At 41.8% G+C, this 23,809-nt stretch carries 18 protein-coding genes and 1 tRNA gene; 4 read left to right on the plus strand and 15 right to left on the minus strand.

The genetic code is table 11. The features are described 5' to 3' along the window. Positions 1-38: 38 nt before the first annotated feature. The 10 genes from dhbA to fepB all read right to left on the minus strand — a co-directional run bounded on the left by dhbA (position 39) and on the right by fepB (position 15,039). Positions 39-797, minus strand: a complete 759-nt coding sequence (dhbA, locus tag LGZ99_RS09620; protein ID WP_021323614.1) for a 2,3-dihydro-2,3-dihydroxybenzoate dehydrogenase — start codon at positions 795-797, stop codon at positions 39-41. Between the two features lies 1 nt (position 798). Then, positions 799-1,674, minus strand: a complete 876-nt coding sequence (locus LGZ99_RS09625) for an isochorismatase (protein WP_023043394.1) — start codon at positions 1,672-1,674, stop codon at positions 799-801. Next, positions 1,661-3,304 carry a (2,3-dihydroxybenzoyl)adenylate synthase gene (locus LGZ99_RS09630; RefSeq protein ID WP_262979071.1) on the minus strand — a complete coding sequence of 548 codons (1,644 nt, stop codon included), beginning with the start codon at positions 3,302-3,304 and terminating at the stop codon, positions 1,661-1,663. The genes LGZ99_RS09625 and LGZ99_RS09630 overlap by 14 nt, the downstream gene beginning before the upstream one ends. Continuing rightward, positions 3,301-4,482 (minus strand): isochorismate synthase, encoded by a 1,182-nt coding sequence (locus tag LGZ99_RS09635; protein ID WP_051769108.1) that lies wholly within the window; start codon positions 4,480-4,482, stop codon positions 3,301-3,303. Before LGZ99_RS09635 ends, LGZ99_RS09630 begins: the two co-directional genes overlap by 4 nt. A 325-nt stretch (positions 4,483-4,807) precedes the next feature. Beyond that, complete coding sequence (locus LGZ99_RS09640; RefSeq protein ID WP_081858251.1) at positions 4,808-5,647, minus strand: ABC transporter ATP-binding protein; 840 nt, start codon at positions 5,645-5,647, stop codon at positions 4,808-4,810. A gap of 99 nt (positions 5,648-5,746) precedes the next feature. Next, positions 5,747-8,833, minus strand: coding sequence for a condensation domain-containing protein (locus LGZ99_RS09645; protein WP_262979072.1), 3,087 nt, complete (start codon positions 8,831-8,833; stop codon positions 5,747-5,749). A gap of 178 nt (positions 8,834-9,011) precedes the next feature. Then, entirely contained in the window at positions 9,012-11,126 is a 2,115-nt protein-coding gene (locus LGZ99_RS09650) for a TonB-dependent receptor (RefSeq protein ID WP_262979073.1), read from the minus strand. Between the two features lie 735 nt (positions 11,127-11,861). Continuing rightward, entirely contained in the window at positions 11,862-12,926 is a 1,065-nt protein-coding gene (locus LGZ99_RS09655; RefSeq protein ID WP_051769111.1) for a FecCD family ABC transporter permease, read from the minus strand. Then, on the minus strand, positions 12,923-13,975 hold the full coding sequence (locus tag LGZ99_RS09660; protein WP_262979074.1) for a FecCD family ABC transporter permease: 1,053 nt from the start codon (positions 13,973-13,975) through the stop codon (positions 12,923-12,925). The genes LGZ99_RS09655 and LGZ99_RS09660 overlap by 4 nt, the downstream gene beginning before the upstream one ends. Positions 13,976-13,998: 23 nt before the next feature. Next, entirely contained in the window at positions 13,999-15,039 is a 1,041-nt protein-coding gene (fepB, locus tag LGZ99_RS09665) for a Fe2+-enterobactin ABC transporter substrate-binding protein (protein WP_235184641.1), read from the minus strand. A 368-nt stretch (positions 15,040-15,407) separates the two neighbouring features. On the opposite strand from fepB, the gene LGZ99_RS09670 reads away from it, so the two are divergent. After that, the gene (locus tag LGZ99_RS09670; RefSeq protein ID WP_262979075.1) at positions 15,408-16,748 is read left to right on the plus strand and encodes a condensation domain-containing protein; all 1,341 of its coding nucleotides are present in this window, start codon (positions 15,408-15,410) and stop codon (positions 16,746-16,748) included. A gap of 365 nt (positions 16,749-17,113) precedes the next feature. Here the strand turns inward: LGZ99_RS09670 and mltD are convergent, their stop codons facing one another. Further along, positions 17,114-18,475 carry a murein transglycosylase D gene (gene mltD / locus LGZ99_RS09675; protein ID WP_023044233.1) on the minus strand — a complete coding sequence of 454 codons (1,362 nt, stop codon included), beginning with the start codon at positions 18,473-18,475 and terminating at the stop codon, positions 17,114-17,116. 71 nt (positions 18,476-18,546) lie between these two features. Beyond that, complete coding sequence (gene gloB / locus LGZ99_RS09680; RefSeq protein ID WP_262979076.1) at positions 18,547-19,299, minus strand: hydroxyacylglutathione hydrolase; 753 nt, start codon at positions 19,297-19,299, stop codon at positions 18,547-18,549. 42 nt (positions 19,300-19,341) lie between these two features. Between gloB and LGZ99_RS09685 the strand changes: the two genes are divergently transcribed. Continuing rightward, on the plus strand, positions 19,342-20,058 hold the full coding sequence (locus LGZ99_RS09685; RefSeq protein ID WP_262979077.1) for a methyltransferase domain-containing protein: 717 nt from the start codon (positions 19,342-19,344) through the stop codon (positions 20,056-20,058). Here the strand turns inward: LGZ99_RS09685 and rnhA are convergent. Beyond that, a complete protein-coding gene (gene rnhA / locus LGZ99_RS09690) occupies positions 20,055-20,525 on the minus strand; it encodes a ribonuclease HI (protein WP_262979078.1) in 471 nt (156 codons plus the stop codon). The two genes, LGZ99_RS09685 and rnhA, sit on opposite strands and share 4 nt — an antisense overlap. A 58-nt stretch (positions 20,526-20,583) precedes the next feature. Between rnhA and dnaQ the strand changes: the two genes are divergently transcribed. Together dnaQ and LGZ99_RS09700 are read left to right on the plus strand one after the other, a co-directional pair. Further along, positions 20,584-21,330 (plus strand): DNA polymerase III subunit epsilon, encoded by a 747-nt coding sequence (gene dnaQ, locus LGZ99_RS09695; protein WP_021324574.1) that lies wholly within the window; start codon positions 20,584-20,586, stop codon positions 21,328-21,330. 129 nt (positions 21,331-21,459) lie between these two features. After that, positions 21,460-21,536 (plus strand) — tRNA-Asp (locus tag LGZ99_RS09700). A 106-nt stretch (positions 21,537-21,642) separates the two neighbouring features. Here LGZ99_RS09700 and LGZ99_RS09705 read toward each other — a convergent pair. Both LGZ99_RS09705 and LGZ99_RS09710 read right to left on the minus strand, forming a co-directional pair. Beyond that, positions 21,643-21,909, minus strand: a complete 267-nt coding sequence (locus LGZ99_RS09705; protein ID WP_021324575.1) for a helix-turn-helix domain-containing protein — start codon at positions 21,907-21,909, stop codon at positions 21,643-21,645. 522 nt (positions 21,910-22,431) lie between these two features. Further along, complete coding sequence (locus LGZ99_RS09710) at positions 22,432-23,115, minus strand: helix-turn-helix transcriptional regulator (RefSeq protein WP_262979079.1); 684 nt, start codon at positions 23,113-23,115, stop codon at positions 22,432-22,434. Positions 23,116-23,809: the final 694 nt, after the last annotated feature.

Below are 23,809 nucleotides of genomic sequence, written 5' to 3' on the forward strand. Positions count from 1 at the left end.
AATCTCTAATACAGCGCTTTATTCATCATAACAGGCGATTAAGCGCCAAGCGTTGCACCACCATCGATGACAATATCTTGTAAAGTAATATGGCTTGCAAGATCAGAAGCCATAAACAAGACCGCATCAGCAATTTCTGTTGGCGTCGCTATCTTCCCAAGTGGGATGCCAAGTTTAAACAATTTAGAAGATCCCTGAATGACTTGCTGTTTAGACGCTTCTGTTTGCCACATACCACGCTGCATTGGTGTATCTGTCGATCCTGGTGAAATAAGATTACAACGAACGCCATAAGGTGCTAATTCCAGCCCAACACTCAGGCAGAGACTACGCAGTGCAGCCTTAGAAGCACAATAGGCCGACATGCCAACACGAGGAACATGAGCCGCATTTGATGCAATAGTGACAATTGCCCCCGCCTTTTGGCGTTGGAACTGGGGAATAGTCGCCTGAAATAGATTGAATGCCCCTCCCGCATTGACAGACAAGCACTGTTGCCAATCTTCAAATGTTATCTCTTCAGCCGCACCAAGGCGTAAGATTCCGGCACCATTGACCAGCACATCAAGTTGTGGCTGTTGTGCAAGGAGTTGTTCACAACAGCGCGAAACAGCAATAGGATCACTGATATCAAGCAAATACGGTATAAAAGGCAAATCCCCCTCAGGGAACGTGATGTCAAACCCAATCACCTTCGCGCCGGCTTGCTGAAAACGATAAGCCGTCTGGTAACCAATACCACTACCGGCACCAGTTACCCAGACAATTTTATCGCTAAAATCAAGCGCAATACTCATTTTAGGCTCCCTGACGCTCAGTGAATAATGCCATCCAACCATTTATTGTTGGATTTTTCATTAACGAAATAAAATCCATCTCATATCCTTGCTGCCGCCAATGGGAAATGAGAGACATAATGCGTACAGAATCCAGCCCATAATCAAGCAAGTTCTCATCATCACCAATATCGTCGCTATCCTCATCTAATAAAGGCAGTAATAACGCTTTGAGGCGGGTTTTATTCCATTGCTCTTGTTTTACATCTAAGGCAACAAGAAACTGCTCGGTAGTCTCCACACGCCCACAGCGCCCAGCGGTATATTTAAGCGCCATCATATGTTCTTCATAACTGAAATCGGCTAAAGCATCCGCAACCATAAAGGGCTGTATATCACGCATAAACGCATCAGTCGCTGTCATTAGACAGCCAATATGTGCGTAAACACCGCAGATAATAAGTTGATCACGCCCAGCTATTTTGAGCTGTTGCTCAAAATCAGTGCGCTGAAATGCGCTATATCGCCATTTATCCATGACAATATCACCAGCCTGTGGTGCGAGCGCATCTGTAATTTTTTGCAGTTCAGGGTGGCAGTTTAGCCCCGGTCCCCACATATCATTTAACAGCGCCCTCTCCTCATCACTCTGCTGGTTAGGTTGAGCGGAATAAAATACCGGTATTCCATTTTCCCGGCAGATTTCTATCAGCCTGGCAATATTAGTCACGACTTGATTAATTAATGGACTATTTTCTTCCCAGAAGTTAAGAAAGTAATTTTGCATATCATGAATTAATAACGCAGCCCGATTTTTATCCAACGACCAATTGACCTTGTTTGTCGGAAGTCCTTCTGCCACAGGTAAGTCATAACTATTAAGTTTAGGAATACTCATTTCTTTCTCCAACGAGTGATGGCTGAACAAATTGTTTAGCAAGTTGACGTAATTGTTGCTTGTCTATTTTTCCGACAGGTGTTATCGGCAGTGAGGGAACAGGTTCAAACCGGTCAGGTAATTTATAATCTGCTATTCCCTGCTCACGCAGATAACGCCGTAAGACTACGGCTTTTATCGGTTTTCGTAATACGACAAAAGCACAGCTTTTTTCACCCATTAGCGAATCAGGAATAGCGACAAGCGCGGCATAAATGACATCAGGGTGCCGAAGCAGCAGATTCTCAATTTCCTCAGCCGCAATTTTTTCCCCACCGCGATTGATTTGATCTTTTTCACGCCCCACGACTTGTAAATAACCATCAGGCGCCATGATGACGAGATCACCAGAACAGTAGAATCCATTACCATCAAAACATTGCTGATTATGCTGTGGACTGCGGTAATATCCGCGGAAAGTATAAGGCCCCTGAGTCATCAATCGGCCAGCGACACCGGGGGGAACAGGATTGCCATTGTTATCAGCAATCCAAACTTCATCATCCTGACTGGTCGGACGGCCTTGCGTCGTAAAAATATGCTGTTCGTCATCATCCAGCCGGGTATAGTTCACTAATCCTTCAGCCATACCGAAAACTTGTTGTAACTGGCATCCCATCTCTTTTGGAATACGTCTTGCCAAGCTCTCGCTTAACCTTGCCCCACCGACCTGTAGCAGTCGCAAGCTTTTTAGTGCGTCACGGCTACCACTAAGTGCTATCGCTTCAAGCCATACACTGACTGCTGGCGGTATCAATGCAGTCACATTCACCTGATGTTGTTGGATAAGCGGAAAACAGCAATCAGCACTGGGATTATTCGCTAAAATGACCTGCCCTCCGCTGTAAAACGCCCCTAATGCCCCCGGAGAGCTCATAGGAAAGTTATGCGCAGCAGGAAGTGCACATAAATAGCGAGTTTCAGCATCAAACTGGCAAATCTCCACACTGGCGCGAATACTGTAGTAATAATCATTATGCGTTCGGGGAATAAGTTTAGGTGTCCCTGTACTCCCCCCCGACAATTGGAAAAATGCTACTTCATCAGCCGGTGTTGGATTAGCGATAAAATCACCCGCGCCTTTTGCCAATAGCGTCTCAAAATCCAGAATACTGCCATTATCACCACGTAAGACAACGTGACACAAAGACGGCGTACAAGCTTTGAGCTCATCAATAAAATTGTCGTCGCTAAACAAGGAATGGTTGCGATCGGCAATCAACAATGCGGGGTTAATCTGATCAGCATAAGCACAAAGTTCACTGCGCTGATGGCTAAATATAGCGTTAACCGGAACTACCCCAAGCCGTAATAAGGCAAAGAAAACAATATAAAACTCGGCCTCATTCCCCAATTGAACTAAGGCAGTTTGTCCTCGTTTAACGCCTTGTCGTTGTAATGCTGCGGCCAAACTATCCACCAGCAGGTTAAGTTCAGCATAGCTGAACTGACAATCTCCACAGATAAGCGCAATTTGCCCGTTGTTTGACTGACGGGTCAAAATGTCACTAAGCGGGAGATCTATCCAATAACCACACTGACGATAGCGCTGTTCCAGCGCTTTCGGCCAACGATTAAATTCAACTATCATGCTGGACATGCCTCCTGTGAAAACTCGAATGCACGCATCATCGTTGAAAACTTAACCTCTGTTTCCTGCCACTCTGACTCTGGTTTCGAATCAGGCACAATGCCAGCTCCCGCAAACAGTCTTACCCGTGAACCATTCACTTCACCACAGCGGATAGTCACCACCCATTCACCGTTCCCTTTCTCGTCACACCACCCCACAATGCCGCCAAAGAGGTTTCGTTTAAACGGCTCTAATTCCTCAATTAGGTTTTTCGCAGTCTGATACGGTGTACCGCAAAGGGCCGGAGTAGGATGAAGCAGGCAAGCAATAGAAAGTGCATTTTCCTGTGGCGCCTTCAGCTCTCCCTCAATATCGGTGGCAAGGTGCCAAAGTACAGGCGTGCTGATGGTGGAAGGCATTTCGGAGATATGTAGTTTTTGACAACGACTTTCGAGTACGTTTCTCATCATATCGGTCACTAACCGATGTTCATAATTATCTTTGACGGACTGAATAAGCGCCTGACGCAATTTGTAATCTTCTTGCTGGTTTTCACTGCGCTTTGCTGAACCTGCCAGCGGCTGAGAAAAGATAGTATTGCCCTGTTTACGTACTAATAATTCTGGGCTCGCACCAATCAATGCCCCATTTTCCAACGGAACATGGAAATTATAACTCCAACTATTTTGCTGATTCAGATGTCGTAATAATTGAATTGAATCTAATGGCTGATGGGTTTCGATATCGAGTAACCGCGAAAGGACAATTTTATCTAGTCTATGATTACGCATTGCATCAACGGCAGTGTTCACCATCTGGCTAAAGTGTGCTTTATCGGGCCACTGGGTGCGTCTTTTTTCTGTATGGGTTGAATTGGAAATAAGCGAAGGAAACTGCTTTCTTTGGAACCAATTGCATTGTTCAGGAACAAAAAGTGCCGCATTTTGCTGTTTATCGAATGGAATTGCCCCCACCAGAACAGGATTTTCAATCCCATCACTCTTCGCTTGCTGAAATAATTGACGTATTTCTTGCTGAATCAGGCTATCAGGGTTTGCTGCATCATCAAGTGGCTTTGACACAATCGCATATTGCCCCTGTGCCAATAGACTTTTACTGGATGAAAGAAACAGAAAATCCTTATTATTAAGATCATTAAAACCAGTCAGCAAAGTATCTCTATATAGATCTGGCACAAGTTTTACCTCTATCTGTTAATCGTGTAATCACGAAAATGGAATTCTTGCCTCGACATAACTTTGCACCACTTGCTATAAATAAAACGATGACTTAAATTGCCAGTAATAAAATTTCGATATGATTTTATTTTATAAAAACGTATATCTTTAAAACGTTTCTCCCTTATTCCATTTGGAGATCTCATTTCGCACTATCCTGTTATTCTGCCTGATATTAAAAGTTGTTGATTGAATCTATCAGGCATAGCTCAACGATATTAATATTATTTTAATGATAATAATAATCAATATTATTATTAAAAAATACATTTAAAAATCATATCTATCCCTTTGTAAAACGCCGTCCCTGCGGAATAATTAAGGGAGTATGGCTGACGGGATCATCAATAATGACACAATCGAGTCCAAAAACCTCAGAGACTAATGTTGTCGTAATGATCTCACCAGGCGCTCCTTCCACCACAATCCGTCCCCCCGCCATCACAATCAGATGATCTGCATACCGGCAAGCCTGATTCAAATCATGAAGCACAGCAATAAGCGTATATCCGGATCCTTGATTAAGGCGACAAAACAGCTCAAGCAACTCAATTTGATGAGCAATATCAAGATAAGTTGTCGGTTCATCAAGCAGTAACAATGGCGTTTGTTGAGCCAGCACCATAGCAACCCAAACCCGTTGGCGCTGCCCACCTGAAAGTTCGTCAACAACGCATTCAGCAAGCTGAGTCACGCCGGTCGCATTCATTGCCTGGCGCACCGCTTCATAATCCTCATGACTCCATTGACGTAATAACCGCTGATGGGGAAAACGCCCGCGCGCGACTAAATCAACCACTTTGATCCCCTGAGGAGCCTGCACACTTTGCGGTAATAACCCCAGCTGACGGGCCAAAGCGCGTGTTGGTATAGTGTGAATATCATGACCATCAAGGCAAACCCTGCCATATTCCGGGCGCAACAGACGACATAAACTTCTCAACAGCGTGGATTTGCCACAGCCATTAGGACCGATAATCACGGTAAAACGACCATCAGGGATACGCAAATTCAGTTCATCACAGACGATATGTTCACCGTACCCCAGGCGCAATTTTTCCACACTCAAGCGACAAGGTGATAAAACACTTTGGTTATCATGTTTTAGCGTTAGCGTTGTCATCAATTCTCTCACAAAAACGTTATTAATCAGTCTGCATCAGTATTCATATCAATGCAGACTGCAAGAGGATTATTCAGTGTTGAATAGAAACCCTGGTATTCAAAGGGTATCTATGCGCGCGGATAATCTTGGCAAAATCGCCCCAAGCGGTATATTGCTATCCTGTGTTTTTGCAAACAGCGTCAAGATGCCATTGATAGTCTCTGATATTTGAGCGATTTGAGCCGCACTATAACGATCTGAACGATAATTAAACAAAATACGTACCATTTCTTCACCTGCAATCATCTCTTCCATAATTTCAAAGTGAAGCCCCAGTAGCGATTCCTGCTTTTCCAAAACAATCTGCTGAAATGCAATATGGCTTCCATCCAACATATGGAACTCACCGCTCAAACTATTTTTTGCATGTAACTGAATATATACCTCGAATAAATGATCTTTTCCTTGATCTGCATGGCCTGATAAGGCTTCTTCAATCAGATCAATGGGGATATCGGTATAAGGCAACGAGTCATTGATGTTGTTCTTAACCTGAGTGATCAGATCAGTAAATGTCATCTGTTCAGTAAAGCGAACTCTGTGTATCACAACCGTAGTAAAATAACCGACAGTGTCAAAGAAGCTCGCGTCATCACGTCCTGAAGCCGATGTTCCCACAATAAGATCATCGGTTGCCCCCAGTAAATTGAGCGATGCAACAATACTGGCGTAAAGAATATTAAAGAATGAAGCGCCATTTTTTCTGGCAAGTGACTGTAAGCCTTGAGCCACCACTTTTTCAATCTCAAACTCAATGCCTTCACAGGAATTCGCTTGCCCGGATAACTCGCTGGCCGGATTTTCAAAAATGGGCTCTCCGCTTGGCGCGCCCCGTAAATTATTAACCCAATAATCAAGATGAGACTGATTCATTCCCTCATTATTTTGCCTGATTGCATATTGAAGGAATGGTAAAGGTTGCTCTTGCCATGTTGGCGTCTCATTTATCAACCTGTATTTATAGGCATGTTTCAGCTCTTCCATGAGCAAAGTAACAGACCACTCATCAAGTGCCACATGATGAAATAACATGGATAAAAACTGCTGCCCTGAGGCGTTATCGGTGACAAATTTAATGCGTAAAGGCAGTTCTTCAGATAGATCAAACAGATATTTCCCCTCTTTTTTTAATATTTCTTCTGAGGAAAGGAGACCATATTCATGAGAATCCCAAAACCACTGATAGCCCGATAAATCCTTCATTGGAACGACACGTTGATAGACTCCGCCCTCTTCCTCATAAAATAGGCTACGCAATACAGAATGTCTTTGCAGTACATCAAAAAAAGCTTGCCTAAGTACCTGCTCATTAATAATTGCAGAAAATTTTAAAATAAAAGGTAAGTTGAAGATATCGTTGAAATCAAATGCCGCATACGCTTTCCATAGAGATTTTTGCGCAAGGGATAAAGGTGCGGCAGCCGAAATATCTTCTTCAGATTGTTCTTCGCTCAATTCATCTTTGTTTTCATCAATAGGATCATGACATTGCGCATATTCAGCAAGTTTCAACGCGGTCGGATAACTAAAGAGATGGTTAATATGGATCTCTATATTATGTAAGCTCAGTAATCTGCCTATCACGCGGGTGGCAATGAGTGAATGCCCGCCAAGATCGAAAAAGTCATCACTGGCTGTCATTTCCGGTGAGGAGAGCGCTTGCCTGAATTCATTTAGGATAATATTGGCTATTTTACGATGGCTATCGCTTTTATCAGTTGCCTCATGTTCTTTTTGCTGTTTGGCGATAATAAGTGCTGTATCACTGATATCTTCATGTTTTTTCTTCGTTAGAGGCGAAAAAACAGACGTAAGTTTTGGCGCAATAGTGACATCTTGTTCATGAATAAATGTACAAAAACCTTCTAACAAAAATGCGCCAATATGTGCGGATACTGACGGGCCCGTTATTAATTCAAGAAACCATTGCCCATCATTTACATTTCCAGCTGCCAGCGAGATATCAAAATGCGCGTCTAACGGTGGAATGGGTAATAACTCAACCATTGCATCATTCAACCTGAGTGATGGCTGGGATTGATTAAGCCAAGTCACAAGGATATGTGGGCTGTTATGGCCGAACTCCACCTCATTGCCAATTTGTAGATTGCCGCTTTCTATCTGCCTTTCAAGATCGGCAATTATTTTATCCAGGCTTTTGTCATCCCGGCACACACGCAACGACATTAATTCTGAGTAGAAAAATGGGCTGTTGAGTTCATCATGTGTATATTCCGGGTCGCACGACACACTGACATTCACGTCCAAATGAGAGCCTATCATAGCAATATAGTAACCAAATAATGCTGTTACTGTTGCCAATGATGAATATGCTGTGTTCTCCGCAGGCAACAATGGAGCAAGTGCATCAACATTGATTGTAGTACGATACCTGCCCACAAGACGATGATGAAGAGAATCATCAAGGTAACTGATTTTACCCGTTTCTTTAATTAGCGCGCCCCTGGCGGTATCGGATTTATAGAGCCAGGAAATGCCAATCTTTCCAGACTCACATGATAACCATTTAGCCGGGATTGCCTTGCGAAATAAATCTTCCTTGCTAAATCCAATAGTCTTCAGGCCATTATTATAGACATCAGAAAGCATGGTAAGCATCTGCGGCCATGACATGCTATCTCTCAGAATATGATGCACAATCACACCTAAAATAACCCCATGCTTGCCATTCATAAACAACATGAATTTGACCGGTGGATGTTCATCAAGCCCGATAGGTTTGCACTGATCCTTAAGCAGCCTATTTATCGCTTCTTCATCGGACTGAATCTGATAAATCTCGATAGGAGAATCCGCTGTTAGATCGCAATATTTACGCAAATCGCCTTCATCATCAAAACGATACCTAACATTAATTCCAACTATCTCTTTAGTAAGAAGCTCTAATGCCCTGATGAGCCGGCCTATGTTGATATTTCCTGTCAATGACCAGACACAGGCAAACTGACCTGAAACATCAGGATCCTGTTGATGATGAAGCCACACCATCTCTTCAAATTCAGTTAAATCCTTTTCAGTTTCTTGGGCTTCCGAAGATGAATGACCATCAGCATGGGCATTGAATACTTCATCCAAAAGCAATGCTTCATCATCTGTCAGTATCCGCTTAAACTCTCTTGCCATATTCCCGCTTCTCCAGTCAACGCAGGGCTACTCTACATATTAATCTTTTGCTATTTTCCGGACAGAGGATGTGATCCCACTCATACAACCGCCCTTCATTTTTTGGCGGATAGAATAAGTTTCACCCCCCTGTCCGGTTACTTATTGAATTAATGTCCTAACCAATTGACTAATCGCCTTAGAACTTCAGTTCAAACGTCGCACCAATCATTCTCGGACGCTGATAAATTATCGAATTAACGTTATTATCCGGAACTAATAAACGTTTATCAGAGTCAAACAGATTCTGAGCAAATAATGTGGCGCGTCCCCATTTGAAGTTATAACCAAGTTGAAGGTTAGCTATCCAATAGGCTGGGATTTTTCCACGGGCAGAATTGTCATACTGAGAATAATAAGTATCTGAGAACATAACATTGCCGCTAACATCAATATCCTCTGTCAGTAAATATTTAGCCAAGAGGTTTGCGGTATATCCCGGTGCCCGAGGTAATTCATTACCCTGAACACCACTCTCCGCGAAACTTTTAATCTTCGTTTTCAGTAAGCCAACATTAGCGTTTAGCTCAAGTTTTTCGACCGGCAGCCAACGAGCACCGATTTCTGCACCATACGTTTCAACCTTATTAGCATTACGGATCATGGTTGAATCGAGTGACAGATAGTAAGGTAACTGCATGTCCTTATAATCGTTATAGAAAAGATTAGAGGTGAGTTCCAGTTTACCGTCCAGCAAGCTGTTACGTGTATAAAGGCTGTAGTTCCAGACATATTCAGGGTCATAGGTATAACTAATGACAGGATTGCCAAAGGTCACTCCCGCCCCCCCTGCGTTATAACCTCTACCAACAGCTACCCCGACGGTTTGATCTTTCTGCGGTTTCCAGGCTACATCAATTTTAGGCAGAAAAGCGTTATAGGTTTTATCAAAATCGATTGCTACACTTTCGCTTCCCCCTTTACGTGTTCTGTGTTCACGCTCAAAGCGGCTTGATAAAGTCACATCAATTTCAGGAACAACCGTGTAGGTCAAGACAGTATAGGCAGAGGCTGTTTCCGTTTTGTCATCAAACTTGCTGCCCCCGAAAAGATTAATAGACTCATCCTGTTTACCATGGAAATAACGCACACCCACCAAACCATTCAGCTTATTATCAAACCCTTGAAAACGGATAATAGGTTCAACTTCTAGCTCTTTGCCATCAGTATCAGCCCTTGGAATTTTAGACGAGGTTAATCTGCTATAAGACAGATCGGTATAAATTAATTTATTTTCCAGACTAATAGTATCTGACAAAGCCCATGAAATATCCCAGATCCCACTGGTCGTTTTTCGTTCTATAACGGGTCTGAACAGCTCATGCCTTAAATTAGGCGTATCCCTTGGATTGTATGCTTCGTTCTGAGGAGCCCGACTATCAAGATGGTTAACCGTTAATTTCGTGGATAACTCAGGAATGGACAGTGGTTCAAACAGCAGCTTCGCACGGACCGTTGTTGATTCAATTTTGTGCGGATCGCCAACAGGATCATAAGAAACCAGGTTAGCAAAGCTATCACGATTTTGACGATCGACACTAAGACGGAAAGCCAATTGCTCGTCAATCAAAGGACCGGAAGCCATCGCAGCGACTTGCTGATAGCCCTGATTAGCGAACCCACTTTTGATTGCGCTCTCCCAATAAAAGGTAGGATCGAGTGATTTAATGATCACAGCGCCTGCAATTGCGTTCCTTCCCTGAATATAACTTTGTGGATCACGAAATACCTCGACACTCTCTATATCCCACAAAGATTGCGTGCCGAAAGCCAGCTCATTATAGGTAAACGAGCGCCCATCAATAGAGACGTTGATTCTGGGACGCGTCCCACTAATGAAAGCCATTCCCCCTTGTGAAGGGCCTGAACCATCAACACCGCGAACGGCGGGAAGAGCATTACTAATACCGTTATCAACAACGTTCGGCGTCATTTGCAGCAACATGTTAACATCAGGATTAGGAATAGATTTCATTTTGCGAAGATTATAAACCTCGACGCTTGAACCACTATCATAAATAGAGCGATTGACTTTCTCTCCTGTCACCACTAATACATCTTCTTCTGATGATAATGCTTTAGTATTTCCTTTTTGGGCGTTTTGTGTGTTCTTTTCCTCTGCCGCAACAGCATCAGTTCCTGTGAGCACAATAGCACCAAAAAATAAAGCCCCAAAGATACCTACAAAATTCGATTTTTCAGTATGTTCTTTTTCTGATACATCATGTTGCAGAGTTGAGTGCAACCTATTCATTCATTTTTCTCCTTTAGCCAGCTAACACGAAATCGTTTTAATAAAATTAAATAAGTTAAATCGTGACATTGCTGACCGGTGGATCCCAGTCTGTAAAAACATGGTGCGATTCAACCCATGCTAATTTCATGCAGAGTAGTTTCGTAATGTTATTATTACTCTTCAGTGTTGCTTTGTTATAATATTTCTTAAATAGTAATAATTATCATAACAAGGTGTATTATTGTATGTAAATAAAAATCATTATCATTAACTGTGATCAATGCAACAGAAAAATAAATTTCCTATATAAAACAACTTTTTATTTTAAGGAAATAAAAAAAACAAAAGATAACTCGGTAAAGTATGTGGTTTTAGGAAGGTATTTAGCCAGAAAGAAATTGACTAAGAATATATCCCTATATTTTATGGAATTAATTTTAGGCTTAAAAAACAAACCAGGAAAATAAAGAAATAATTCACAGTCTAAGTTAAGAATATAAATAACGAAAATATTCCATCAATTGAGACAGATAAAGACCCCAACAAATATATTATTATATACCCTTCATCTTTCAAGTTGCTGCTTTGTTGGCTGCGTTCACTTACCCCAGTCACATAGTCATCTATGCTCCTGGGGATGCGTTCACTTGCCGCCGCGCTGCAAATTGAAATCTATTGGGTATATTTGTTACTTGAATGACTTACCCCCAGATATCTCCGCCCACATTAGGAGAAGATTTACGACGATTCTTACTAAATTTGCCGAGAACGGGTCAACAACCAAATCAGATAAATTCCGCCAATGAGCCCCGTCATAAGCCCAATAGGGACTGCCGCTCGTAAAGGTAAAAGCTGCGTAAGCAGATCAGCTGACAGCAAAAGGCAAGCCCCCATTAGCGCGGCGCTGATAACCGGCATATTTCTCGAACGGGTCAGGCGAACCACAAGCTGAGGAGCGGCCAAAGCAACAAAAGCAATCGGTCCTGCGGCACCAGTGGCAAGAGCCGCTAAAACCACAGCGCAAAAAATCATAATAAAACGAACGCGTTCCACCCTGATACCAAGCTGACTGGCAATATCATCCCCCATCTCAATAATGCTCAGTTTCCTTGCCATAAAAAGAACCAAAGGCACCAGCAATACAACGCCTATTAAAACAGGGAAAACATGTATCCATGTTCGGGCATTAAGTGATCCGGCAAGCCACAAATTTGCCATCACGGCATTATCGAGATTTCCTTTTACCAGTAATAAGCCATTCAGGGCACTTAGCACTGAACCCACACCAATCCCCGTCAGGATGAGGCGATACCCACCTATTGCACCGGATTTTAAAGATAACAGATACACTACCACTGCGGTCAGCGTCCCTCCGGCAACAGCAGCAATCGCTACTTGCACTGCACTATTATCAAATAAAACTATCTGTAGAATCGCCCCCGTCGCCGCACCGGTTGTAAAACCAATCACATCTGGAGAACCTAATGCATTTCTGGAAATGGACTGAAAAACCGCACCAGATACCCCCAACGCCGCACCAACAAAAATTGCGGTTAATACGCGAGGTAAACGAATATCCATGATAATCTTTTCGCTGATTGTACCGGAGCCCCGCCCCCAGAAAATAGTGATAATTTGTTCAATGGTGATATTGAATTTACCGATAGTCATGGAAAAAAGCGCTAATACTATAATCAACAGCAATATGGCACAAATCACCATAAGATTTCTGGGAATAAAAACAAGAGACACTTTTCCTTGTCGCCAGACCTTACCGGAAATATTAACCTCAGTCTCACCATCATTCCGTCTGCTCATAATTGAACAATTTTCCATTTTCTGACAAGGAAAACAAAGAACGGTCCCCCAATTAGCGCCACCATAATGCCAACACTAATTTCCCCAGGATATCCTACGACTCGTCCCAAGCTATCAGCAGCTACCACCATAACGCCAGATATCAGCATAGAATAAGGAAGTACCCAACGATAATCAGACCCTGCAATTAAACGGGCAAAATGAGGGGCGGTCAGGCCGATGAAACTAATGGGCCCCGCCGCCGCCGTGGCGCCGCCAGATAACATAATGATGACCAGTGCAGATAGAATCCAAACTTTGGTTTGGTTAACACCCAATGATTTCCCCAGATCATGACCAAGTGCTACCGTATCAAGAGACTTTGTCAGCATTAAAGCAATCATCACTCCTGAGGCCGCCAATATGGAGACAGGGAAAAGCACCTCATAACCTCGCCCTTGAAGTGAACCCACCACCCAGTGCCGGAATTGATTAAATACCTCGTCTTCACTGTTTATGGTGATAATCTGGGTGATAGCAAGTAATACAAAGGACAGTGCAGCGCCCGCCAATACCATTCTTACCGGGTTCAACCCATGCCGGATCCCCCCGAGTAAATACACGCCACAACCTGCAATTGTCGCCCCTGCCAGACCAAACCACATATAGCCAATAACGTCGGAAATACCCCAAAAAGCAATTGCCGAGACAATGGAAACCGCCGCTCCGGCATTGATTCCCAGAATACCCGGATCAGCCAGTGGATTACGGGTAAGCGCCTGCATAATGGCACCCGCGACACCCAATGAGCAACCAACGATAATCGCCAGCAAAGTACGGGGCACTCTCAGATAACGAACCAATAAATGTTCACTATTGGCAGGATTAAAAGCGGTGAATGCCTCCCAGGTGACTTTAATCGTGACAGGGCGGGTCCCGACAAAAAGACTAAAAACTGAAAATGCCACAAGTAATAACCCGCAAATCAGCAACCCTTTTCGCTGAAATTTGAATTGCCGGTTATCAGATTGCGCAACAGAATTAGCAACTGAAAAAATCAATTTTTTCATATCCAACTCAAACAATTGCTAAGTTATTTCGCTTTCTGCTTAATGCCAAACCGTTTAACAATGCTATCGGCAATTTCTTTTGCACTGTAATAGTCAATTCGAAACGAATTCACACCAAGACCATAGACTTGTCCTGTTCTGACTGAAGCCAAATTAGCAAGTACAGGATCCTTTAAGAATTCAGCAGCTCTGTGCTCTCCCGCACTTAAAAGAAATGTCGTGGGCGCGGTTAACTGCGTAATATTTTCATATTGCGCCCAAACAAAGTCGCCGGTTTTATTCGCATTATTATGCCAGGCCGGATCTGCCGACTCGATAGTAAACCCAAGCTGTGAAAGCAACAAAGCATGTGGGCTTATACTCGTTGATATGGGGTTAATGGTGCCCGGCCCCGCATAGCTGATAATATTAACCTTACCTTCGGGGATAGCAATTTTTGCCCGGCACTCAGCAAGATAATTATCAAAACCAGTAATTCTGGCCGCAACTTTATCTTCAAGCCCTGTCGCCTTTCCTAATTCAGTCGCCAAATCCTGCCATGTCTGTTTACCATAATCTAAGATAATCGTAGGCGCGATTTGTTTAAGTTGTTCTACCTGAGCATATGCGGAATCAGCGCCGCTCACAGAAACCACGATCAGATCGGGCGCGACAACATAAGCCATTTCCAGATCAATATTGCCGGCTGACCAGAGCTTTTCAATTTTCCGCTCTTGAGCAACTTTGTCCCATTGCGCAAAAAATTTCCCATTCGTGGCCGTTGCACTCGCGACTACAGGCGCGTCAATCGATAACAGTATTCCGGTTATCGAAACTGTGGTCGATAAAATACGCTGAGGTTTTGTCGGAATCGTGGTGATAGTGCCATCAGCATTTTTAAAATCTCTTGGCCAGGAAAGGCTTTCCATCTGAGCTGCATTTTTCGCGTTTGCAGCATAAACAGTCCCCCCAAATAGAGTGACCAGAGTAATTACCAAGCCATATACAAGGGTTAATATCGATTTCATTCTGGCATTCTCAGACAGTGATTGTGGATCTGCGATGCAGAAACCTCGCATACCCATTCAGATAATCCAAAGTGGACGTAATGTATCATTTTGTCTAATATCCGACAATGAGATTAATAATGATTATCATATACAATAACGCTGATCACGAAATACGTCACATTCTTGTTGTATAGCACAACAAATGTTTCATTTTCTCAGATATAAAACCAATTCAGATTTCAGCCAGAAACAATCAACGAAAAATGGTGATCAAACAGGAGAATGAATGTCATGGGAATAAATAGGCGATTACGCGTTGGCTTGTTCAGACGGGAATATCGTGGCTTAACATTGTATGAACACCGATCACAAACATAGAAGAAAGTTTTATCTGTTTTTTTATTTTTTATTCTATTTTCTATGATGAATTCATAAGGTTTACAATGTTAAACATCGATCAAACTTCTAGCTGGATGCCATTGACGCAGGCACAACAATATTACTGGCACGAGTTCAGCCTGCATTCCGAAAAAGTTGTTTCGACTGTCGCTCACTATCTTGATATTCAGGGCAACGTCGATCAAGAGGCACTTTGCAAAGCAATAACGACAGTGGCCAGTGAAACAGATGTGCTCTCTGTCCGTTTTAAACGCCTTGAAGAAGAACCGCTTCCTTTACAACAACCGAATCAAGCCGCCATACCACAGTTAAAATTCATTGATTTACAGACGCAGCCCGATCCTTTCCACACAGCGTTGCAACTTATGCGGGCCGATGTGGAATCTCCGCTGAATTTATTAACTCAACTGCTATCCGCTCAGTGGCTATTTAAATTAAGCGAGTCTCATTATCTCTGGTACAACCGGGCTCATCATATTCTGCTTGATGGATTTGGTATGGCGCTCATTGAACATCGTTGTGCGCATTTCTATTCGTATTATCTTGGTAAAGCCAGTGCCGATGCTTCTTTTCACTCACTCAGCAACTACCTTACTGAAGAACAAGAGTACTGTAACAGCGAGCAATATGAACAGGATCGCTTATACTGGCAAAATTATCTTTCATCCGCCCGCCTTACAACCGTGGATATCGCCCGTGCCGACTATAGTACCAAACACCATTACACCAGTTGTGCGCTCTCCGCGAATATTGTCACAGGCTTAATACGTTTATCGGCTGATACAGATATCGCCTGGCCTGATCTGTTAGTGGCGCTTTCAAGCATCTACTTGCTTCACTATTTCGCGGCACAGACACAAAATGGTGAATATTCAATGCCGTTATGGCTACCCTATATGAATCGCCGAACCCGTTTCAGAACCAATACACCGGCATTAATGACTAATATTCTTCCCTTATTGATAAACACCAATCCGGATGAAACATTAGAGACCTTTTTGAAAAAGACAATCAACGCACTTCATACTCAACGGACTCATGCCAGATATCGTATAGAACAGATCTTTTTAGATCATCAGCTACCTCAAGATACCCGTTATTTATTTTCGCCACTCATCAATGTGTTACCTTTTGACTCTCCCAATTTTGTCGATTGTCAGGTTAAACGCCATATACTCACCAGCGGGCTCTATGATTGCTTTAGCTTTAACATTATCTATCGCGGGAAAGTAGATGCTGGAGAATTAATTGTTGATTTTGATGCTGATTCAGCAATGTTTGGCAAAGAAGAGGTTGAAAACCATCAGAAAAACCTGACTGATTTTCTACAAAAAGTGCTCACAGGCAACTCTCTTTCCCTGCCTGTAAAAGCGCTTTATTCATAAAATAAAAAAATAACTTCATACATAAAGAGCCGGAGTCAGACTCCGGTTCAGAGCACATGAGTCAGGTATTTCATTGATATAGTTAAAATTAGTCAATGTTTTATCGTAATTATACTGTTATATTATTTAAATTCGATTTCTTAAATAGCATATTTAATACTTTACGACATTGATTATTAATCCAATTTTAATGACCGAATATTATATTTATCAATTAGTTATATGATTATCTTGCAATGTTTGTCGATTCGTTTGATTTCGGAAAGAGTAAGCTAAAGTTTATTCCACTAAATATGAAGAAATGGCCCTAAGAGAGGGCCATCTACTATCTTCCTTCAACAATAAAATATCTACTGGAAAAGATTTTAAACTTCATCAGGAAATTCATTGACATAGAGTGTTAATTCAATTCCTGGTTTGATATCTGTTATTTTTATGCCATCGTTCCAGCTCATTAAATCCTTAATGTTGATACCGTGACGTTTAGCAATACTGGCAATTGAATCACCTTGGCGGACACGGTAAATAATGGCATTGTTATTATTTACCCTTAATATTTGTCCAATTTTCAATAATCTGGCTGTTTTTAGGTTATTCATGCGTTGTAATTCACGGGGGGAAGAATTAAACCGTTTTGCAATAGCGGATAATGTATCTCCTGAACGAACTTTGTATTGGCTTCGTTTATTCAGTTGTCGGTTGTTTTTCGCAACTTCCTGACGCATATTGCTCAGAACGGTTTCGTTTGCCAGCGAGTTTTTAAACTGATCAACTTTTGCCTTTGGCAGCATGATGTAATGTGGACCGTTAGGCGATGTGACTCCCCGTTTATATCCAGGGTTATATGCCTTAATGGATGTCAGGGACATGCCAGCCATTTCTGCGGCTTGAGACAGTGTGATTTGCTGACCAACATCAATCTGATCAAGTGCCCGTTGATCATTGGATTTTGGCAGCGTAATACCATATTTATCACTGTGACGAATGACATCACTGAGCGCCAGAACTTTAGGTACATAAAGCGCAGTTTCTCTTGGCAGTGATAAGGACCAAAAATTGGTTGGTCTACCTTTTGCCGCATTTTCTTTCATTGCACGCATAACACGGCCTTCGCCGCTGTTGTAAGCAGCAATAGTCAATAACCAGTCACCATTGAACATTTTATTAAGGCGTTGTAACAGATTCAGGGCAGCAGTTGTTGAGGCAGCAACGTCCCGGCGTGCGTCGTACCATTTATCTTGAGTAAGACCATAATTGCGACCCGTATCCGGGACAATCTGCCACAGACCTGCCGCTTTAGCGCGTGAGGTAGCATGCGGGTTAAAAGCACTCTCCACTATGGGTACCAGCACCAGTTCCATCGGCATATCGCGCTGCTTGATTTGCCTGACTATCCAGTACATATACGGTTCAGCCCGTAAAGTTACATCGTGGAGATAGCTCTTGTTTTTCAGGTAATAATTTCGTTGTTCACGAACCCTGTAATTATCAGGGATCTGCATCCTCAACTCGTCACGGATGTATCTCCACAGCTCCTGTTGAGTGCTGGGATCACCATCCTTCCAGGCAGCAAACTGATTGGCGCCATCAGCCGCTGCTATCTTGCCTGTTTTTAGACTCGTTGAAGACGAATTCTGTGCCCGTTGCCCGGCTGTCATCGACCAATCAGGTCCGGATTGACAGCCAACCAGCAAGACAGATGCGAACAGAATCGCTTTTGTCTTCATAATTAATTTTTATAGTTGCTTAAAAGGTGAACAATAATACTTATCTTGGCTTGATATAGCAACTATCTAAATCAGAATTGGTCTTTTTGGATTCTTAGCTGACGGAAAACGCTGGAAAGCGGTTGAGAGTGTGGTGTGATTCCAATATTTCTTTGTAAATCAATATCATCACATTTTAAGAAAATATTGATTTTTTTCTCAGTTTGTAACGTGGTTGGTACTGTTGGTTGATTATTTTCCCTCATTCTAGTTACTTTTTGCTGGTATTCGCTAATAGCCTGATTGGGCAAAACAGCATGGGCAAATTTCATATTTGAAACGGTATATTCATGGGCGCAACAGATAAGTGTGTCATCAGGTAATTCAGCTATTTTTCCTATAGATGCGTACATCTGTTCAGCGGTGCCTTCAAAGAGACGTCCGCAGCCACCAGAGAACAATGTATCTCCACAAAAAAGGTAAGGAGCTTGATAAAAAGCAATATGTCCCAGAGTATGGCCTGGAACATCAATAACCTGGAAAGAAAAACAACCAAAATTGATGCTATTATCTCCACGTACTATTATTGTGGTGCCTTTGTTCTGGGTTTCCTCTGGGCCGTATACTGGCAGATCAGGGAATTGATCAATAATCCCAGGAACACCACCAACATGATCATGATGATGATGGGTAAGTAAAATTGCATCGGGTATCCAGCCTCGGGATTTCAAGGTATCAAGAACAGGTTGTGATTCTGCTGGGTCAATGATTACAGAGTGTCTATTTTCATCACAAAGTAACCAAATGTAATTATCCGAAAGGGCAGGAATACTGATAAGCTCCATTGTATACCTCTTATTTAACAGCGGTTATAAGGAAAAGAAGCCATGAAATCTGCACATACAACACAAAATATGAATCCCCCGGCTTCTTGGTCTGATTTACCTTGGGGGGAGTATTACCGTGCCGCTTTGGAACGTCAATTACAACCCTGGTGGCCGAAAATATTTGGTTTCCATCTGTTGAAAGTCGGTAATTTGAGTGCTGAAATTAACAGCAAGGAGTGTCCGATCTTCAATCAGATTAATGTGGGTAAGGAAGGAAAGAATATGCAGGTGATTTCCGATCCTTACCACCTGCCATTTGAAGGAAAGTCCGTTGATGCTTGTTTGCTGAGTCATGTGCTGGCTTACAATGCTGACCCTCATCGTCTTTTACGGGAAGTTGACCGGGTGATGATTGATGATGGCTGGCTTATCATCAGTGGTTTCAATTCATGGAGTCTGCTGGGTTTAGGAAAATTAGTACCAGGATTATGGCGGCATCAGCCCTATTGCAGCCGTATGTTTTCCCTGACGCGTCAACTTGATTGGTTGAGTCTGCTTAATTATGAAGTGATGTATCGTGGTAATTTTCAAGTATTACCCTGGCGAAATGAAGCCGGCTTTTTTAACCGGCATTTGCCTATATTTGGTTGTGTAAGCCTGATTATTGCCCGTAAGCGGACACTGCCATTAACACTAAACCAGATAAAAATGACGCTATTAAGGCCCAAACTGGGTAGTGCCGTTGGTGTAACAAAATGTTACCGAAAGCGCGATTAATCTGTATTTTCGACATACCCGACATCGGTTTTGGTTGGTGAGTTTGCGGCGGCTCGAGCCAATTCATCACAACGTTCATTTTCATCATGCCCGGCATGGCCTTTAACCCATTGCCAATCAATATCATGGCGGGTAATTGCCTGGTCGAGACGTTGCCATAAATCGACATTGCTGACAGGCGATTTATCTGCTTTACGCCAGCCGCGCTTTTTCCAATTATGGATCCATTGTGTAATGCCCTGGCGCACATACTGGCTATCGGTGGTTAATACAATTTTGCAAGGGCGGGTCAGGGTTTCCAGGCCAATAATTGCGGCCATCAGCTCCATTCTGTTGTTAGTTGTGTGATAAAAACCTTCACTGAGGGTTCTTTCGTGTTGTTGATAACGTAATAAAACACCATATCCACCTGGCCCTGGATTTCCAAGACAAGATCCATCGGTGAAAATTTCTACCTGCTTGCTCATATCTGGTAGACTCTTCTTATTCAATCCCAAAACCTTAAGTCTGACATAAAAAAGCGTTATGAGCACTGCGATTACACGACAAGTTGTCCTTGATACCGAAACCACCGGTATGAATAAGTTAGGTGTTCACTATGAAGGACACAAAATTATTGAAATTGGCGCCGTAGAGGTTATTAACCGCCGTCTGACTGGCCGCCATTTTCATATCTATATTAAACCGGACAGATTGGTCGATCCTGAGGCATTTGAAGTTCACGGAATCAGTGATGAATTTTTGCAGGATAAGCCGCTGTTTGCTGATATCGCAGATGAATTCATTGAATTCATTCGTGGCGCTGAATTAATTATCCATAACGCTCCCTTCGATATCGGCTTTATGGATTATGAATTTGGGAAACTGGGCCGTGATATCCCACCAACAGCTGATTTCTGCAAGATTACTGATAGCTTGCAATTAGCAAGAGCGTTGTTTCCAGGAAAAAGAAACAACCTTGATGCGTTGTGTGATCGTTATGATATAGACAATTCTAAGCGAACCTTACACGGGGCGTTGCTTGATGCCGAGATATTGTCTGATGTCTATTTGATAATGACAGGCGGACAGACTTCTCTTGCATTCTCAATGGAAGGGGATATTTCTGGCAATGCGGGTGTTTCTGAAGTACAGCGTATTACCCGGCCTCAAACTGCATTAAAAGTTATTTATGCAGCGGATGAAGAACTTGTCGCTCATGAATCCAGATTGGATTTAGTTGAGAAGAAAGGCGGGAGCTGTTTATGGCGTACAAGTTCTGAACAGAGTTAAAATAAAATTGCAGATAAATCACCTTTAAGGGTGAAAAGTTGATCAAGCGCGCCACTTTGTAATAAAAAATATTGACGGGATGATCCTGGGTTCGTAATATCTACCTCGTTCTTAACCAGAACGCTGCGCGGTGCGGTAGTTCAGTCGGTTAGAATACCGGCCTGTCACGCCGGGGGTCGCGGGTTCGAGTCCCGTCCGCACCGCCAATGATTTTGAAGCCCTGGGTAATCGCCCGGGGCTTTCTCGTTTATGCCATGCAATAGTCTCTTTATTGGCAATGATGAAATTGCATTGAAATAAGACATAGAGAAGCTACCAGCTTTCTATACTTCTTGTTTCTTCAACCTTTATCAGGAACTTATTCTCTTTACCAGGTCTATAGCGTGATGGCCAAATAGCCGATGGATGTAAACCCAATTCGGTGGCGATTAACGCTTCTCCCTTTGGCCATGGACGATGTAATGCATTATTCAGTGTCGATGATGCCAAACCTGCTTTGCGGGAAACCGCTGAAAGGTTTGTCCCTTGTTTTCTTAAGGCTGCAATAATATCCGCTGGATGCCAATCTTGCATATTCATCGTAATCTCCTGATTTTAATTATTAAAAAACATCGATATATAGATAAATTATCAATGTTTTTACCACTTGGTGGTAATTGGGGACAGATTATCAATGAGGGTTAATTAAAGAGGCTATCGAAACGATTACGTAATAATGATAACGGTTATTTTTCAACAAAATAAGAACTATATATTGAAGGTGTTTCTGCTGGATGTAAAGGTCATAATTATTATATATTAAAAGTATTCTTGGTTTAATATCTTGACTGGCTAATAGTTTCTTACTGGTACTTTTAGCGTATTCTTTACAGTCTTAAGACAGCATCCATCTAGGGTAACTCACTCACAATCAAAACGCCCCTCAATGCTCAAATCAAGGGGGAATATCTTGTAACATAGCCATTGCTTTATTTTCATAAATAAAACAAGTGCTTTTGTCTTTATTAATGCTCCAAGGATCGGAGCTATTTTTCATGGTGTTTATTATCTGCGTTGATATCTTATGTGTGGTTTTCATCTGTTTTATTTGTATTTATCATATTATATCAACATTTTACTTCCTGGCTTTAAAAATCTCTCAGGAACATAGAGATCAAAATCATTAAGGCGGCAATATTCATCCAATTGCTGACCAGAATTAATGCCAATTTTTTTGTATATTCGTAACATATGAGCTTCTACAGTGCGATAAGAGATATTGAGCACTCGCCCGATTTGTTTACTGGTGTATTTCTGTAAAAATAGGAAAATGACATCCCATTCCCGTTGAGTAAATAACTCCGAGGGCGGTTGAAACATAATAGAAGCAGGAAGTTTACCGTAAAAAAAGCGCGTCAGAGAAAAAGCTTCAGCTTTCCAAGCATGGAAAATAACGCCAACACATTGATTATCTTCATTATAAAATGGAAACTTCTCGAAGAAATATGAGGAAAGTAATTTTTCTTTACCATATAAATGCGTTTCTAATGAACATATTCTTTGTTCTGATTGCATGACTGCTCTGTCATGTATTTGAAATTGTTCTGCAAAAGCTGCGCCATTCCAAGGCAAATCATTGTCGAGACGCCCTTCGACATTAAAACCAACAGGAAGATCCCGTAACATAGCCATTGCTTTATTCTCATAAACAAAGCGGGAGCTTTTATCTTTTATACCCCATGGTTCATGACTGGTTTCCATCAAGTTAATAATTTGAGGAGATACAGTTAATTTTTTGTAATTCACAACAAAATTCCTATTTTGTTAGAAAGATATTTGAGTTTTTGGTTTGGTTCTTGGATTAATGAAAATTTATAACTCTTTGCTGCCAATAGAGACAAATCTTGACTGGCAATCTTTAGCTCCCCCAAGGTTCATTACTTCTTTCCCACATATAAATTAATTGCGGAGTGATATTATTTGGTTTGTTTTTTATATTCAGCATGAAAACCTCCTAATGACTAATTAAGTAATTATCTGAATGGCTATTTTTCTTATTCTATTTAAAATAACCTGATTATATAATGGATTGCAATAATTAATTCATCAAAAAATAATATTTTTTGCTTTATCTGTATTTGTTAATTAAATTGCTTATTATTTTACGTAAAAATATCATCATATAAGAAAATATCACTATAAGTATTATTTGATTTTAAATTATTTGTTTATTTATTGATGTGGCGATGATATTGATATCTGGAGAGGAGGCCTGAGCATTAATTATTTATAAATTAAATAGCTAATGGATCATTGGTACCGTAATATATGTTCAATATAAATAATTAATTTGGTAGCTAGAAATTGCCACGAATTAAAGATGTGTCTCCGTTTAATTGGGCATTTTATCTATTGATTTGCGAATAATAGTTATGTTTAATTAAATTACCTCGCTATATTGCGTAATGAGCTTGTTTCTTATTCTGATGACGATGAAATT

The organism is Photorhabdus temperata (assembly GCF_025384845.1).
Lineage (GTDB): Bacteria > Pseudomonadota > Gammaproteobacteria > Enterobacterales > Enterobacteriaceae > Photorhabdus > Photorhabdus temperata.